We start from the raw sequence: 14,165 nt of genomic DNA, 5'->3' as shown, positions 1-14,165 counted from the left end.
TAAATAATTATTTCAGATTAAAACCAAATTCCCCATTAGACTCAGTTTTGAGAGAAATAAATGCAAAATAGTTGCGAAGTATGGAAGTTACAACCCACAAATGTAGTATTAGCTACATTGAGAGCGTAAAACAGAGTACAGAAGCAAATATAAAGCAGTTTTTTCGTATTAGAATTCTAATGCGTTATTTGGGTTAAATATAATATAAAAAATGCTATCTCATTGAGATAGCATTTTTAAATAAAATAAATAATGAGAATTTATTCTTTTTCTAGCCAATATCCATTTTCATCAATAAACACAGTTTGACTCACAATGTCAAGTAATAGTTCAAGCTTAAATTCTTTGTCTTCGTTAATAAAAGCTTTAGTAATTATAGCTTTTTCAAAACCCTTTTTTACAGCTTCTTTTACAGCTGTTGGCAATTTATCGACAGGAAACTCTTTAAACTCTTCCTGTAGAACGTTGTTTTGGCTTCTTTCAGTTTGATTTTTTTCTACTGATAAAGCATTAATTGTGGCAAAACTCAACGCCACCAGTAAAATTATCTTTTTCATGGCAATTTTTTAGATAGGAATGAAAAAAACGTGCCAACTTTTAAAAAACAAAATAAAATGGTAATTTATTGATTAATAAAGCTTTATCTTTTTTGTCTTACTTATTAGAATGTGTAAAAAACACATAATAGTAACGGTATTGTATATTTTATACACAAGTGTAATTTGTTATTTTTTAATTGGTGATACTAAAGACCAAATCATTGAGATAATTAAAACACCACCAACCACACCTAATGAGGCTAAAGACGAGATGTGAAAAAACGGTGCGATAATCATTTTAACGCCAATGAAAGCCAGAATAATAGCCAATCCATAATGTAAACGGCTAAACATATACATAAAATTTGCCAATAGAAAATAGAGTGATCGAAGTCCTAAAATAGCGAAGATATTAGAAGTATATAGAATAAAAGGATCATCTGGAGCAATAGCAAAAATCGCAGGAATACTGTCAACAGCAAAAAGTAAATCGGTAAATTCTATTATGGTTACAACAACTAATAAAGGTGTAGCCATCTTTATCCCGTTTTCTACCGTGAAAAACTTATCGCCATCAAATTTTGGACTAACCTTAAAAAAACGATGTATTAATTTTGATCCTGGACTTTTAGAAAAATCCTTGTCTCCATCGTCACTTCCGTCACTAAACCAAGATTTAATACCTGCTACAATAAGTATAATTCCAAAAACAGTAAGCAGATAATTTATTTTGATAGTTTGACCAAATAACGACATTTCAGGTAAATAAGTGTAATTTAAAATCCAAACACCTGAAAAAATAAAAATAGCTCTAAAAAATAAAGCACCTAAAACACCCCAAAATAAAACTTTGTGTTGCAATTCTTTGGCAACATTAAAATAGCCAAAAACTAATATAAAAACGAATAAATTATCAATGGAAAGTGCTTTTTCTATCCAATAAGCCCCTTGAAATTGAGCGAATTTTTCAAAGCCCATGTAAACATATAAAATTCCACTAAAGCCCATAGCTAATGAAATCCACAGGATGGACCAGAAGGCTGCTTCTCTGTTAGAAATTACATGACTTTTTTTATTCAGAACACCTAAATCTAGTAATAACATTGCGATAATTACGATTGTAAATACCGTTATGATAACTGGATGATTAATTAATGAATCCATAACTTTTTTGTTTATTTTGCAAAATTAATATCTATTTTTTACACCAAGAGAATCGGTTGTAAGTAATTGTATTTCAATTTTTTAAAAAAATGAATTTCATTAAGTAATAAAGGTAACGCTTTGTCTTTTAGTTAGTTGTGTTTTTTTGCAGAAGAACCAAAAAAAAGCATTTTTTTAATTTAATTTTTCAGTAAGTTTTTTAAATTCTACTTTAGCCTCTTTTCCTTCATATAGAATGCGATATACTGCATTAATTATAGGAGTGTCCGCTTTGTATTCTTGGTTCAACTTATAAGCGCTTTTCGCAGCATAATAACCTTCTGCAACCATACTCATTTCCATTTGCGCAGATTTTACGGTATATCCTTTGCCAATCATGTTGCCAAACATTCTGTTTCGAGAAAATACAGAATATCCTGTTACTAACAAATCGCCTAAATAGGCAGAATTATTAATGTTTCTTTTCATTTTATGAACCTTTCGAATGAACTTCTTCATTTCACGAATAGCATTACTCATCAAAACGGCTTGAAAATTATCGCCATAACCTAAACCATGTGCAATACCAGCAGCAATTGAATAAATGTTTTTAAGCACTGCGGCATATTCTGTACCAATAATGTCATCAGTTGTTTTTGCTTTAATATAATAGGAACTCAAGTTTTTTGCAACATATTTAGCCTTTATTTTATCACTACATGCAATTGTTAAATAAGACAGACGCTCCATGGCTACCTCTTCTGCATGACAAGGACCAGTTAGAACACCTATATTGTCATAGGGGATATTATATTTTGAATGGAAATGTTCACCAACAATAAGACTAGTTTCTGGAACAATACCTTTAATTGCCGAAAAAATAATTTTGTCAGACAAATCTACAGTTAGTTTATCCAGTTCTCCTTTTAAGAAAGCAGAGGGTATGGCAAAAATAACATAATCAGCAAATAGTACCGCTTCATTAATGTCATTTGTTAGAATTAATTTATCATTATCAAACTGAACTGAACTTAAATAATTGGGATTGTGTTTTTGGTGTTTAATGCATTCTAATGCATAGGTGCTTCTCATGTACCAAGCTATTTTTTCTTGGTTTTCACATAACATTTTGGCAATCGCTGTAGCCCAACTTCCACCACCAATTACAGCAAACTTTGGTTTTTCCATTTTTTTTAAATTTTAGGAAATTCAAAGGTAAAGAAATAGTTTCAATATTCGAAATCGCTGTTTTTCTGAATTTGTTTTTCATGATTTGAATTTTAACATTTATTTAATGAATCAATAGGCAATTATTTGTTTTTGCATGCGTTAAAGCTATATATTTTAAATAGTTTGGGTTAATCTATTTAGTTTTGGTTGGTTAGTTAAAAGCGTTCATTTTTTTTTCTTGAACGCTTTTTTGTTTTACATTTGTTAGTACTATGAAACAAAATAAACAAGCAATTTTCTTCTGTTATATTTTCATGACCTATTTAGGTGTTTTTGCGCAAGTACCTAATATCACATATAATACACCTAATTTTTTTGTTAGTAATCAAGATGTCGTCTCGTTATTGCCAGTTAATTCTGGAGGAACTATTCCTCAAGAACCTATTGTTTCAACTCTTGCAGGTACAGGAACAATAGGTTCAAACGATGGATTAGCCAACGTGGCTTCATTCAATTATCCAACAGTGGTAACTTTCGATAATCAGAATAATTTACTTGTAGTAGATAGAAGTAATCATAAAATAAGAAAAATTACTACTCAAGGAAATGTAGAAACTATTGCTGGTACAGGAACTATTGGAAGCACTGATGGAAATACTAATGTAGCAACTTTTAAATTTCCAGATGGTGCCATAGTAGATTCGCAAGGAAATATTTTTATAACAGATCAAAGTAATCATAAAATTAGAAAAATAGATAACAATGGAGTAGTAACTACTTTTGCGGGTTCTGGAGTGGCTGGTTTTCAAGATGGTATTGGAACAAATACAAAATTTTATTATCCTGCCGCTATGGCAATAGACGGGAATGATAATCTTTATGTTGCCGACTATAGTAATCACCGTATTCGTAAAATTACTCCAAGTGGTGTGGTAACAACTTTTTCAGGAACTGGTGTTTCGGGTTTTCAAGATGGTACTACTGCAGTAGCACAATTTAAAGGGCCAACTGGGTTAGCCTTTGATTCTCAGGGTATATTGTATGTTGCAGATTATGGAAATCATAGAATACGTAAAATCAACACAAATGGTGTTGTTGAAACTTTTGCTGGTTCGGGAATTGCTGGAAACATAGACGGGATAGGCATATTAGCTTCTTTCAACCATCCTGCTGTTCTCGCGTTTGATAGTCATGATAAATGTTATGTGACAGATGAAGGAAACCATAAAATTAGAACGATAACGACTAACGGAGAAGTTGTTACTTTTGCAGGAACTGGTATTCAAGGTGCAAATGATGATGTTGTTTCATTAGCAACTTTTAATGGTTTAACAGGAATTGCAATCAATTCTAACGACGAGATTTTTATTGCAGATTATGGCAACCATAAGATTAGAAAAATAAAAAATTACAGATATTTAATAGTTCCTAATTTGCCAAATGGGTTGAATTTTAATGAGGTTACTGGAGAAATTAGTGGTGTGCCTATTGAAAATTCCCCATTGACAGAATATGTAGTCTCTGTATCAAATGAATATGGAAGCAGCTCTTTTGTTCTGAGTATTGAAGTTGGTGCTTTAGATGTAGATAGTTTTGAAAATGACGATTTTATTGTTTTCCCAAACCCAACCAAAACAACTTTAAAAATTGAAGCTAAAGAAATCATTACTTCTGTTTTAGTAACGAATACAATTGGAGTTGTTGTAGAAAAAATGATTCCAAATCAAGAAAACTTTCAAATGGATTTCTCAGCAATTGAGAAAGGAATATATTTTCTTAAATTGGAATCAAATTCTAAAATTAAATTAATAAAGATAATAAAAGACTAATAACTCATTTCAACGATTGTTCTCACTTTTTCTAGTGTAATGTTTTGTCTTTCTCCCATAGCTTTCCAACCTCTTTCATCAAATCGATTCACTATGAAATCTGCTGTGTTTTCATAATTATCTGTGTTTTCGGATATTTTAGTTTTCATTCCCATAGTATGGAAAAAAGCAACTGTTTTCTCGATGGCTTGTTCTGCAATGGCTTCTGTAGAATTTCCAGTAATATTCCAAACACGTTTCCCGTATTGTGCTAATTTGTCTTTTTTAGTTTCAAACATCACTTTATATAAGTTAGGCCCAATGATAGCTAATGTTCTAGCATGGTCAATTTCATACAAAGCAGTTAATTCATGGCCAATCATATGGGTTGCCCAATCCGAAGGAACTCCTTTTTGAATCAAACCATTCAAAGCCATTGTTGCACTCCAAACAAAGTTAGAAGCTAATCTATAATCAGAAGGGTTTTCAACCACATCGGGACCAATTTCAATTAAAGTTTGCAAAATACTTTCAGAAATTCTATCCTGTAAAAGTGCATCATGAGTATAGGTAAGGTATTGTTCCATTACATGGGTAAAAGCATCAACAACACCATTTTGCAATTGTCTTTTTGGTAAAGAAACAATAACGGTTGGGTCAACTATAGAAAAAACAGGAAACAAAGCACTACCTCCTAATGTTAACTTTTCTTGTGTAGCCTCAATAGTTACAACTGCACCAGAATTCATTTCAGAGCCTGTTGCAGGTAATGTTAAAACGGTTCCAAATGGAATAACCTTAGAGACATCTTTGAATAAGATTCGCTTTCTTAAAATTTCAGCAGCATCACCGTTATAATTCACAGCAGCAGAAATGAATTTAACACCATCAATAACACTACCACCACCAACAGCTAATATGAAACCAATCTTTTCTTCACGAATGATGTTGACAGCTTTCATTAATGTTTCATATCTTGGATTAGGCTCAATGCCGCCAAATTCAATAATGTTGTTTTTTTCAAACTGTTTTGATAGTGATGATTTTACCTGATCATAAACTCCGTTTTTAAAAATACTTCCACCACCATAAGCTATTAGAATTTTTGTATCGTTTGGCACCAAGTCTTTTAACTTTTCTATCTGCCCTTTTCCAAAAACATAGTTTACAGGGTTGTATAAATCAAAATTTAACATAGTTCTTATTTATTTAATTGTTTGAATAATTTTTGCGCAACCATTTTTGAAGAAGCAGGATTTTGACCAGTAATTAGCAAACCATCCTCAACGGCATAGGGTGACCAACTTTCGCCTTTACTATAAATGGCACCATTTGCCTGTAAAGCATCTTCTAATAAGAAAGGAACTATTTTAGTTAGACCAACAGCAGCTTCTTCTTCGTTTGTAAAACCTGTAAGTTTTTTTCCTTTCACTAAAAATTCTCCATTTACTTTTACGTCTTTTAAAACAGCAGGAGCATGACAAACGAAAGCAACTGGCTTGTTGTTAGTATAAAAAGAACTAATCAGGTTTTTTGAAGCTTCGCTAGAAGCTAAGTCCCATAACGGGCCATGACCACCCGGATAAAATACAGCATCATAATCGGCTTGATTTATAGTGGCTAGTTTTACTGTGTTTGCTAACTTTTCTTGCAAGTCTTTGTCATTGTCAAATCGTTTGGTGTCTTCTGTTGCAAATGCAGTATCTTCACTTTTTGGATCTATAGGAGGCTGTCCACCATTTGGAGAAGCAATGGTTATTTCTATTCCTTTATCGGCTAATTCATAATAAGGTGCTGCAAATTCTTCAATCCAAAAACCAGTTTTTTCTCCAGAATCACCAAGTTTATCATGACTGGTAACAACGAAAAGGACTTTCTTGATCTCTTTAGAAGTTTCTATCGCTGCTGCTTCTTTTGTAATAGTTTCTTCTTTTTTTTCTTCTTTACATCCTAATGTTAACACTAAGATTGATGCAATTGCTATTTTTTTCATGTTATAAATATTTAATTCAAAATTAAGATATTAATGGTATTAGTAAAAATAATTTAAATTATGTTTGTGATAAAAATATTTATATCATGGTCAATCTAGAATGGTACAGAACATTTAAATCGGTATATAAAAACGGTAATTTTTCCAATGCTGCCAAAGAACTTTTTATAAGTCAACCAGCCGTTAGTCAACAAATGGGCATGTTAGAAGCCCACATCGGATATAAATTGTTCAATAGAAAATCAAAAGGAGTGGAACCTACCGAGTATGCTAAGCTACTGAATAATTTAATTATTGAGGCTTTAGACAGATTAGAAAATGTTGAAAATGGATTTCGAGAAAAAGCCTTTAATGCGAATAAACTGGTTTCTGTTGGTATTTCAAAACATTTGTTTTCTAGTATTGGTTGTCAATTACTTTCTAAATTTGATTTTATTGATTTCACTTTTGAAACTAATGATACTCTTTTTCAATTAGTCGATTCGAAGAAAATAGATTTTGCTATAGTAACTAAAAAATATGACACTTTCGATACCATTCAAAAAGAAATTGGAGAAATAAAGCAAATAATAATTGCGAGTAATAATATAAATATAGAAAATTGTATAACAGAAATTGAAAACCACAATCTTTTGAATGTTGAAAATTGGTTAAATCAACAAAAATGGTATAATTATGATGCAAGAATACCGCATGTAAAATTATTTTGGTTATACGTTTTTGATAAAAAAAGACCTACGCTAGTTTCTAACTACATCATACCTTCTGAAAGTGACTTAATTCAAGCGTTGATAAAAAATTCTGGATTAGCTATCGTTTGGGATGTTAATGTCAAATCATATATAAAAGAAAAAAAAGTGCAATTACTTTGGAATAGTCCAAAAATGCCTACTACAAAAGTTTTTTTATTGTCTAGAAAAAAAGAAGCCTTAAATAATGTTTTAGAGGAAGTCATAGAGGAATTGAAAGCATATTTAAAATAATGTTCATTGGTATGCTAAGAGATAATTTCAATATTTTGGAATTAAACCCAAGTGACTAAGTTAAAAATACTTATATTAGTATTGATTCCATTTAAACAATTTCATTGTTTAAAAGTTGAAATGAAAAATAATGTATCAAGCTTTTACAAATTTGTAAGTATTAATCAACAAATATTATATCTAATTATGAAAAATCAAATTTTAACCTTTGGGAAAACCTTAAGTAGAGAACAGCAGAAAACAATTCAGGGTGGAGTACACGAGTTTTGTTCCACGCGCAATGATTGTCCATCTGGGCAAGCATGTTGCCCAAGTTTAGGCTTGTGCTTTAGAGTGGATTATCCTAAATGTGAATTAATTTAAAAAAACAAATAGAATGAAAAAATCAATATTAAAAATAGGTAAAGTTTTAAGTAAAAAAGAACAAAAGGCGATAAACGGAGGTGTTGCATCTTATTTGTGTACTCTTAACGACCCATGTTATATTTTAATGGGACCAATATGTACAGATGTTTGCATGCACGATCCTGAAGAAAGATAAATAGTTTAAACTTAATGCAAGAAATGCATATAGTGTGAATTTTAATTTACACTATATGCATTTTGTGTTTAAATTAATTACTAACATATTCATATAGTTAAAAGAAAAAAGAATTATTGCATTAAAATTCATTCATCAAGGTTAAAACCGCAATAGTCTTTAGAAAACTCATTATAAAACACTATTTATAGTAATCTTATAGTAACCTTATAGTGACTTTATAGTAAGGTTATAGTAACTTTATAGTAACTCTAATTCGAAAGTAGTACCACAAAAATTCGTGAGAAAACGTAAAACAAACAGTCAAAAGTATATAGAGAAAACAAAATGAACTATATTTGTGTTGTTTATACACGTTATTATGTCAGCAAATCATCAAAACATTAGAATAGCAGTCGATGCAGTCGTTTTTGGATACAAAGAAAACAAGTTATATGTATTGTTAATTCAACAAAAATTTGGAAGTCTAAATACTTATTGGGCTTTGCCTGGTGGTTTGGTTCAAGAAGATGAATCTTTACTAGAAGCTGTTAAAAGAGAACTGAAAGAAGAAACAAATGTTTCAGTAAACTATTTGGAACAATTATATACTTTTGGAGACGATATTTCTAGAGATCCAAGAAATCGTGTTATTTCTGTAGCCTATTTTGCTTTAGTAGATCCTTCAAAATTAACTTTAATTGCAGATACAGATGCAGACCATGTTTCTTGGGTAGAAATCGATAAAATTCCAAACCTAGCCTTCGATCATGATGAGATAGTGAATAGGGCAATAAAAAGATTAAAAAATAAATTAACCTATCAGCCAATAGGTTTCGATTTGTTGCCTAATAAATTCATGTTTTCGGATCTAGAGAACTTATACACAACAATTATTGCAAAAGATATCGATCGAAGAAATTTTAGAAAAAAAATGATGAGTTTTGGTTTTATAACCGAAACAGATGAATTTGCAGATAAGAAATCGGGACGTCCAGCAAAATTATATACCTTCAATACTGCCGAGTACAAAAGGCTTGAAAAAGAGGGGATTCACTTTGAAATCAAATTAGTGTAAAAAAAACACTAAATAAAATTTTGTCAGTAAAAAATTAAATTATAATTTTGTGTAAAATAAACACAAATATTATGATTCTTAATTTAGATACTAATTTTAGCCCCCTAGGGAAAGAAAACACGATTGAATTTCAAAGTTTTGTTTTCTCAGGAGGAGAACCTCATATAAAAATTACAGCCAATTTTGACACTACTGCAACGGTGACCGTTACACACCGACTCAATTCATTTAATGATCTAGGATTGTTTTGTTTGGCAATAGATGCTTTAAGAAGAATGGGGGTAAAAACCATCAATGCTTTTATTCCTTATTTTCCAGCGGCAAGACAAGATCGTGTGATGATTCCTGGCGAACCTTTGTCTGTTAAAGTATATGCAGATATTATTAATAGTTTGAATTTGAATAAAATCCAAGTATTCGATCCCCATTCTGAAGTAACTCCTGCTTTGTTGAATAATTGTGAAGTAATAACCAATTATAATTTTATACAACAAGTTATTAAAACAATAGGAAACAATGTTTTGCTAATTTCACCAGATGGAGGCGCTTTAAAGAAAATCTATAAAGTATCTGAATATCTTGGAGGTGTTGAGGTAGTAGAATGTAGTAAAAGTAGGGATGTAAAAACAGGAAAATTATCAGGCTTTAAGGTCTATTCAGATGATTTAGAAGGTAAAGACTGCTTAATTGTAGATGACATTTGCGATGGTGGAGGTACTTTTATTGGTTTAGCCCAAGAGCTGAAAAATAAAAATGCCGGTCGCTTATACTTAGCAGTGAGTCATGGGATATTCAATAAAGGTTTTGAGAGTCTTCAAGTTTTTGAACGCATTTTTACAACCAATTCTTTTAAAGATATCGAAAACGAAAAAGTGGAAGTGATTCAATTAGAAGTAAAATAAATAGTAGTGCACGTCAGTTCGAGTATTTTTTATGCAATGAAATGGAATAAAAATGTATCGAGAACACATAAAAAAAAGGAAAAATGATTTTAGAAGCAGCAATAGGAGACGCTTATGGAGCAGGTTTTGAGTTTCAAGAAATGAATTATATTGAAAAGTATAACAATTTGACTCAATATCACAAACACGGAATGTACACTGAAATCTATAAAAGATATACAGACGATACGCAAATGGCAATTGCTATTGCCGAATTACTTTTAGAAGAAGACAACTGGACAGCAGAAAAAGTAGCCAATAAATTTGTAGCCGCTTTTCACAGAGATAAGAGAAGAGGGTATTCAGACAGAGTTTACAATGCACTCGATAGGAGTAAAAATGGTAAAGAGTTTATTAGTAATCTAACTTTTCAAAGTACAGGTAATGGCTCTGCGATGAGAGCTTATCCAATTGGTTATATTAGGAATATAGAAAAATTACTTTCTTTTTGTGAAATTCAAGCAAGAACATCTCACAATACTGAAGAAGGAATTCAATGCGCTAAAAGAATTGCATTAGCCGTGCATTTTTATCGATACGATTACGATAAAAAAACGGATTTAATCTCTTTCTTGAATGAAACTTTAAAAGAAGATGAAGTTTACGAGGTCGTTTCGCCAATAGATATGCACGGTTACCCTACTACTAAAGCGGTAATAAAAATTGTGTCAGAAGCTACTTCAATGGAAGAATGTTTACAATATGGAATCGATTTTGGTGGAGATACAGATACAGTCGCTGCCTTGTGTATGGCGATTTTAAGTCAGAAAAAAGATTGTGATAAAACCTTACCTTCTTTCTTGTTAGAAGAATTAGAAAATGAAGCTTTCGGTAAAGAATATCTAAAGAAATTAGATATAAAGTTAGAAGAGAAATTTAGTATAGCGTAACAGATATCCTTTGAAAGGATTAAATGAAGTAAACATGAAATTAGAATTAAAAAAATATATAACACAAATACAAGAATGGCCAAAAGAAGGCTATCACATCATGGCACAATATGATGAAGATAAAATAGTAGTATATCAATCCTACAGAAAAGAGATAGGAGAATTCGCAGTCAAAAACCAATACTTTGGTGGCGCATTTAGTTTAGAAAGAATGACTTGGATAAAACCCAATTTTCTTTGGATGATGTACCGAAACGGTTGGGGAACAAAAGAAGGTCAAGAAGTGGTTTTGGCAATTCATCTAAAAAGAGAAGCTTTTGAAACCTACTTGAAAAATGCAGTTTATTCCTCTTTCAATCAAGTAGAAGGAATGACAAGAGAAGAATGGCAAAAGGAAGTAAAAACATCAAATGTTAGATTACAATGGGATCCAGATCACGATCCGTATGGTGCAAAATTAGAACGAAGAGCCATTCAAATTGGGTTACGAAATGAGTTTATAAAAACATTTGCAAGAGAAGACATCCTGTTAATAGAAGATATCAGCAATTTTGTAGCCAAGGAATATGAAAATGTAAAGAATAATTCCCTAGAAAACTTGATGATTCCAGTAGAAAAACCATTGGTTTTTAAGGATGTAGAATTAAATAAAAAGTTGAAGATTGCAAATGAAGTAAATTAAAAATGAAAACAACAAAAATACATAGCGCTTTATTTGGGGTTGCAGTTGGTGATGCATTAGGAGTTCCTGTGGAATTTAAATCAAGAGAAAAACTTAGAGAAAATCCAGTTACAACTATGTTAGGTTATATGGCTTGGAATCAACCAAAAGGAACTTGGAGTGATGATAGTTCCTTAACTTTTTGTTTGGCGGAGAGTTTGTGTTATGGCTTTGATATTGAAGAAATAGGACGCCTTTTTGTTAGATGGAAAAAAGAAGGTTACTGGGGAGCTCATAATGAGGTATTTGATATTGGAGGTACGACAAGATATTCATTGTCTAGAATTGAAAATGGGGAATCAGCTATGTTTTCAGGGAATTTTTTTGAGGAAGATAATGGAAATGGTTCTTTAATGCGTATTTTACCTTTAGTCTTTCATCTTCAAGAAGAAAAGGATATTACGGTTATTTATCAAAAAGTAAAAGAAGTTTCTTCTATTACACATGCTCATTTTCGTTCGGTTTTGGCTTGTTTTATATATATTGTTTACGCATTAGAAGTACTAAAAGGACGTAATAAATTTGAAACCTATATACAAACTAAAGCAATTGTTAATGATTTTATTTCAAATAAAGGTTTTAATGAAAAAGAGATTCAATTATTTGATAGGATTTTAAAAGGAAATATTAATGAGTTAGAAGAAAATAAAATCCATTCGAGCGGTTATGTTTTACACAGCCTCGAAGCCAGTTTGTGGTGTTTGTTAAATTCCAATACCTATGAAGAAACGGTTTTAAAAGCCGTTAATCTAGGAGGTGATACCGATACTACAGCTGCTATTGCAGGTGGTTTAGCTGGATTGTTATATGGATACGAAAGCATTCCAGAAGAATGGATTAATGTATTAGCTAGAAAAGACGACATCACAAAGTTATGCGATAAAATGAGTAAGAAATATGAAATCACCACTAACAACAAGTTTATTGCAAATAAACACAAATGAAGATTAGGTGATAACATATGACAATTTTAAAATCAAATAACTATCTACATATGAAATACACAATTGAAAACATAAATACAGATAATAAGTTTCTATTCTTTTGGGGTCATCAACCATCAAATGACGGAACAATTACAAAAACATGTTTTAGTCAATGGTGGGAAAGTAGTTTCATAGTGAACGAAATTGAATACAAAACAGCCGAACATTGGATGATGGCAAAGAAAGCGGAGTTGTTTGGAGATAAAGAAATGGCTCAAAAGGTTTTAGATAGTAAATCACCAGCTGAAGCCAAAAAACTAGGCAGAGAAGTTCGTAATTATGATAACGAAACTTGGTTAGCCAATAGATTTCAAATAGTAAAAGAAGGAAACTTCCATAAGTTCAGTCAGCATGAAGATTTAAAGCAATTTCTTTTGAATACCAATAAAAGAATCATTGTAGAAGCCAGTCCAGAGGATGCTATTTGGGGCATTGGTATGGCAAGCGACCATAAAGATTGTCATAATCCAAAACAGTGGAAAGGATTAAATTTACTAGGATTTGCTTTGATGGAAGTTAGGGATGAATTAAGAAGGTAAAAGAGGAGACAATAGTAAAAAATGGAAAAAATGAATAATAAAAAGAGAAGAAAAGTTGCAGAAAGCACACTCAATATAATAGAAACAGGGATGTTTGAAGGACTATGTATAAAAGAACAAATTCAGAATAATATTGATAAGACTTTTTTAATTTCACCAGATAAATTTAATGAATATCTTGAAATTGATTTAACTCCTAAGGTTGAAAATCAACAAATAGAAGTGATAAATAGTTCTACGATTCAGGCTATAGTAGAAAATAGGATGTATGGTAAAATAGGCGTTTTAAATTTTGCCTCAGCAAATAATCCTGGTGGAGGTTTTTTAGGAGGAGCGTCAGCACAAGAAGAAAGTTTAGCACGATCATCGAGTCTTTATGCATCTCTTAGAAATCAAATGGAAATGTATGAGTTTAATAGAAAATGGGGAAAATTCATATATTCAAATTATTCTATTTATAGTCCAGATACTTTGTTTTGGTTTGATGATGAAGGAGAATCACTTAACGAGAAAATAAAAGTTGATGTAGTTACATGTCCAGCACCGAATAAAGGCGCAATGATTCAACATAATAGAGAAGACGAATTAGAACAAATAAATCATGTTTTTCGAAAAAGAATAGAGTTTGTATTTAAGATAGCTTATCAAAATAAAATTGATGTATTGATTTTAGGAGCTTGGGGTTGTGGTGTTTTTAAAAATGAAGTACACGAAGTTGCTCAATATTTTAAAAAAATAATTGACGAAAAAGTAGTTAATTGTTTTTCAAAAATTGTATTTGCAGTATATGACAGTTCGGAAGAAAGAGATAAATACAACACTTTTAAAAAGATTATTGACAAGTAATATTCAAA

Annotated in this window: 15 protein-coding genes; 10 read left to right on the top strand and 5 right to left on the bottom strand. The window is 31.1% G+C overall.

All coding sequences use genetic code 11. The features are described from left to right. Positions 1-260: 260 nt before the first annotated feature. From ACZ49Z_RS05960 to ACZ49Z_RS05950, 3 genes are all read right to left on the bottom strand, one after another. The gene (locus ACZ49Z_RS05960) at positions 261-557 is read right to left on the bottom strand and encodes a hypothetical protein (RefSeq protein ID WP_464307273.1); all 297 of its coding nucleotides are present in this window, start codon (positions 555-557) and stop codon (positions 261-263) included. A gap of 168 nt (positions 558-725) precedes the next feature. Beyond that, on the bottom strand, positions 726-1,703 hold the full coding sequence (locus ACZ49Z_RS05955) for a TerC/Alx family metal homeostasis membrane protein (RefSeq protein WP_464307272.1): 978 nt from the start codon (positions 1,701-1,703) through the stop codon (positions 726-728). Between the two features lie 174 nt (positions 1,704-1,877). Next, positions 1,878-2,870: an NAD(P)H-dependent glycerol-3-phosphate dehydrogenase gene (locus tag ACZ49Z_RS05950; RefSeq protein ID WP_464307271.1), complete on the bottom strand. Its 993-nt coding sequence runs from the start codon at positions 2,868-2,870 to the stop codon at positions 1,878-1,880. A 254-nt stretch (positions 2,871-3,124) separates the two neighbouring features. Between ACZ49Z_RS05950 and ACZ49Z_RS05945 the strand changes: the two genes are divergently transcribed. Then, the gene (locus ACZ49Z_RS05945) at positions 3,125-4,681 is read left to right on the top strand and encodes a T9SS type A sorting domain-containing protein (RefSeq protein ID WP_464307270.1); all 1,557 of its coding nucleotides are present in this window, start codon (positions 3,125-3,127) and stop codon (positions 4,679-4,681) included. Here the strand turns inward: ACZ49Z_RS05945 and ACZ49Z_RS05940 are convergent. Together ACZ49Z_RS05940 and ACZ49Z_RS05935 are read right to left on the bottom strand one after the other, a co-directional pair. After that, on the bottom strand, positions 4,678-5,856 hold the full coding sequence (locus ACZ49Z_RS05940; RefSeq protein ID WP_464307269.1) for an iron-containing alcohol dehydrogenase: 1,179 nt from the start codon (positions 5,854-5,856) through the stop codon (positions 4,678-4,680). The two genes, ACZ49Z_RS05945 and ACZ49Z_RS05940, sit on opposite strands and share 4 nt — an antisense overlap. 5 nt (positions 5,857-5,861) lie before the next feature. Continuing rightward, positions 5,862-6,653, bottom strand: a complete 792-nt coding sequence (locus ACZ49Z_RS05935) for a type 1 glutamine amidotransferase domain-containing protein (RefSeq protein WP_464307268.1) — start codon at positions 6,651-6,653, stop codon at positions 5,862-5,864. 86 nt (positions 6,654-6,739) lie between these two features. On the opposite strand from ACZ49Z_RS05935, the gene ACZ49Z_RS05930 reads away from it, so the two are divergent. The 9 genes from ACZ49Z_RS05930 (at position 6,740) to ACZ49Z_RS05890 (ending at position 14,157) form a co-directional block, all read left to right on the top strand. Continuing rightward, positions 6,740-7,636, top strand: a complete 897-nt coding sequence (locus tag ACZ49Z_RS05930; protein ID WP_464307267.1) for a LysR family transcriptional regulator — start codon at positions 6,740-6,742, stop codon at positions 7,634-7,636. Positions 7,637-8,012: 376 nt separating this feature from the next. Further along, positions 8,013-8,177 (top strand): hypothetical protein, encoded by a 165-nt coding sequence (locus tag ACZ49Z_RS05925; protein WP_464307266.1) that lies wholly within the window; start codon positions 8,013-8,015, stop codon positions 8,175-8,177. A gap of 361 nt (positions 8,178-8,538) precedes the next feature. Then, positions 8,539-9,234, top strand: coding sequence for an NUDIX hydrolase (locus ACZ49Z_RS05920; protein WP_464307265.1), 696 nt, complete (start codon positions 8,539-8,541; stop codon positions 9,232-9,234). A gap of 71 nt (positions 9,235-9,305) precedes the next feature. Continuing rightward, a complete protein-coding gene (gene prs, locus ACZ49Z_RS05915) occupies positions 9,306-10,136 on the top strand; it encodes a ribose-phosphate diphosphokinase (protein ID WP_464307264.1) in 831 nt (276 codons plus the stop codon). 83 nt (positions 10,137-10,219) lie between these two features. Next, complete coding sequence (locus ACZ49Z_RS05910) at positions 10,220-11,065, top strand: ADP-ribosylglycohydrolase family protein (RefSeq protein ID WP_464307263.1); 846 nt, start codon at positions 10,220-10,222, stop codon at positions 11,063-11,065. Positions 11,066-11,099: 34 nt separating this feature from the next. Then, positions 11,100-11,747 (top strand): DUF4291 domain-containing protein, encoded by a 648-nt coding sequence (locus ACZ49Z_RS05905; RefSeq protein WP_464307262.1) that lies wholly within the window; start codon positions 11,100-11,102, stop codon positions 11,745-11,747. A gap of 2 nt (positions 11,748-11,749) precedes the next feature. Beyond that, on the top strand, positions 11,750-12,730 hold the full coding sequence (locus ACZ49Z_RS05900) for an ADP-ribosylglycohydrolase family protein (protein ID WP_464307261.1): 981 nt from the start codon (positions 11,750-11,752) through the stop codon (positions 12,728-12,730). Positions 12,731-12,780: 50 nt separating this feature from the next. After that, positions 12,781-13,311, top strand: coding sequence for an NADAR family protein (locus tag ACZ49Z_RS05895; protein WP_464307260.1), 531 nt, complete (start codon positions 12,781-12,783; stop codon positions 13,309-13,311). A 30-nt stretch (positions 13,312-13,341) separates the two neighbouring features. After that, positions 13,342-14,157 carry a TIGR02452 family protein gene (locus tag ACZ49Z_RS05890; RefSeq protein WP_464307259.1) on the top strand — a complete coding sequence of 272 codons (816 nt, stop codon included), beginning with the start codon at positions 13,342-13,344 and terminating at the stop codon, positions 14,155-14,157. Positions 14,158-14,165: the final 8 nt, after the last annotated feature.

The sequence above is a fragment of the Flavobacterium sp. KY-23415 genome (assembly GCF_055384985.1).
This window is presented reverse-complemented; position numbering and strand designations above follow the sequence as displayed.

Bases quoted from the DNA above. Each gene is read 5' to 3' on its own strand.
- ACZ49Z_RS05960 (WP_464307273.1), bottom strand. From the start codon at position 557: ATGAAAAAGATAATTTTACTGGTGGCGTTGAGTTTTGCCACAATTAAT.
- ACZ49Z_RS05955 (WP_464307272.1), bottom strand. From the start codon at position 1,703: ATGGATTCATTAATTAATCATCCAGTTATCATAACGGTATTTACAATC.
- ACZ49Z_RS05950 (WP_464307271.1), bottom strand. From the start codon at position 2,870: ATGGAAAAACCAAAGTTTGCTGTAATTGGTGGTGGAAGTTGGGCTACA.
- ACZ49Z_RS05945 (WP_464307270.1), top strand. From the start codon at position 3,125: ATGAAACAAAATAAACAAGCAATTTTCTTCTGTTATATTTTCATGACC.
- ACZ49Z_RS05940 (WP_464307269.1), bottom strand. From the start codon at position 5,856: ATGTTAAATTTTGATTTATACAACCCTGTAAACTATGTTTTTGGAAAA.
- ACZ49Z_RS05935 (WP_464307268.1), bottom strand. From the start codon at position 6,653: ATGAAAAAAATAGCAATTGCATCAATCTTAGTGTTAACATTAGGATGT.
- ACZ49Z_RS05930 (WP_464307267.1), top strand. From the start codon at position 6,740: ATGGTCAATCTAGAATGGTACAGAACATTTAAATCGGTATATAAAAAC.
- ACZ49Z_RS05925 (WP_464307266.1), top strand. From the start codon at position 8,013: ATGAAAAAATCAATATTAAAAATAGGTAAAGTTTTAAGTAAAAAAGAA.
- ACZ49Z_RS05920 (WP_464307265.1), top strand. From the start codon at position 8,539: ATGTCAGCAAATCATCAAAACATTAGAATAGCAGTCGATGCAGTCGTT.
- prs (WP_464307264.1), top strand. From the start codon at position 9,306: ATGATTCTTAATTTAGATACTAATTTTAGCCCCCTAGGGAAAGAAAAC.
- ACZ49Z_RS05910 (WP_464307263.1), top strand. From the start codon at position 10,220: ATGATTTTAGAAGCAGCAATAGGAGACGCTTATGGAGCAGGTTTTGAG.
- ACZ49Z_RS05905 (WP_464307262.1), top strand. From the start codon at position 11,100: ATGAAATTAGAATTAAAAAAATATATAACACAAATACAAGAATGGCCA.
- ACZ49Z_RS05900 (WP_464307261.1), top strand. From the start codon at position 11,750: ATGAAAACAACAAAAATACATAGCGCTTTATTTGGGGTTGCAGTTGGT.
- ACZ49Z_RS05895 (WP_464307260.1), top strand. From the start codon at position 12,781: ATGAAATACACAATTGAAAACATAAATACAGATAATAAGTTTCTATTC.
- ACZ49Z_RS05890 (WP_464307259.1), top strand. From the start codon at position 13,342: ATGAATAATAAAAAGAGAAGAAAAGTTGCAGAAAGCACACTCAATATA.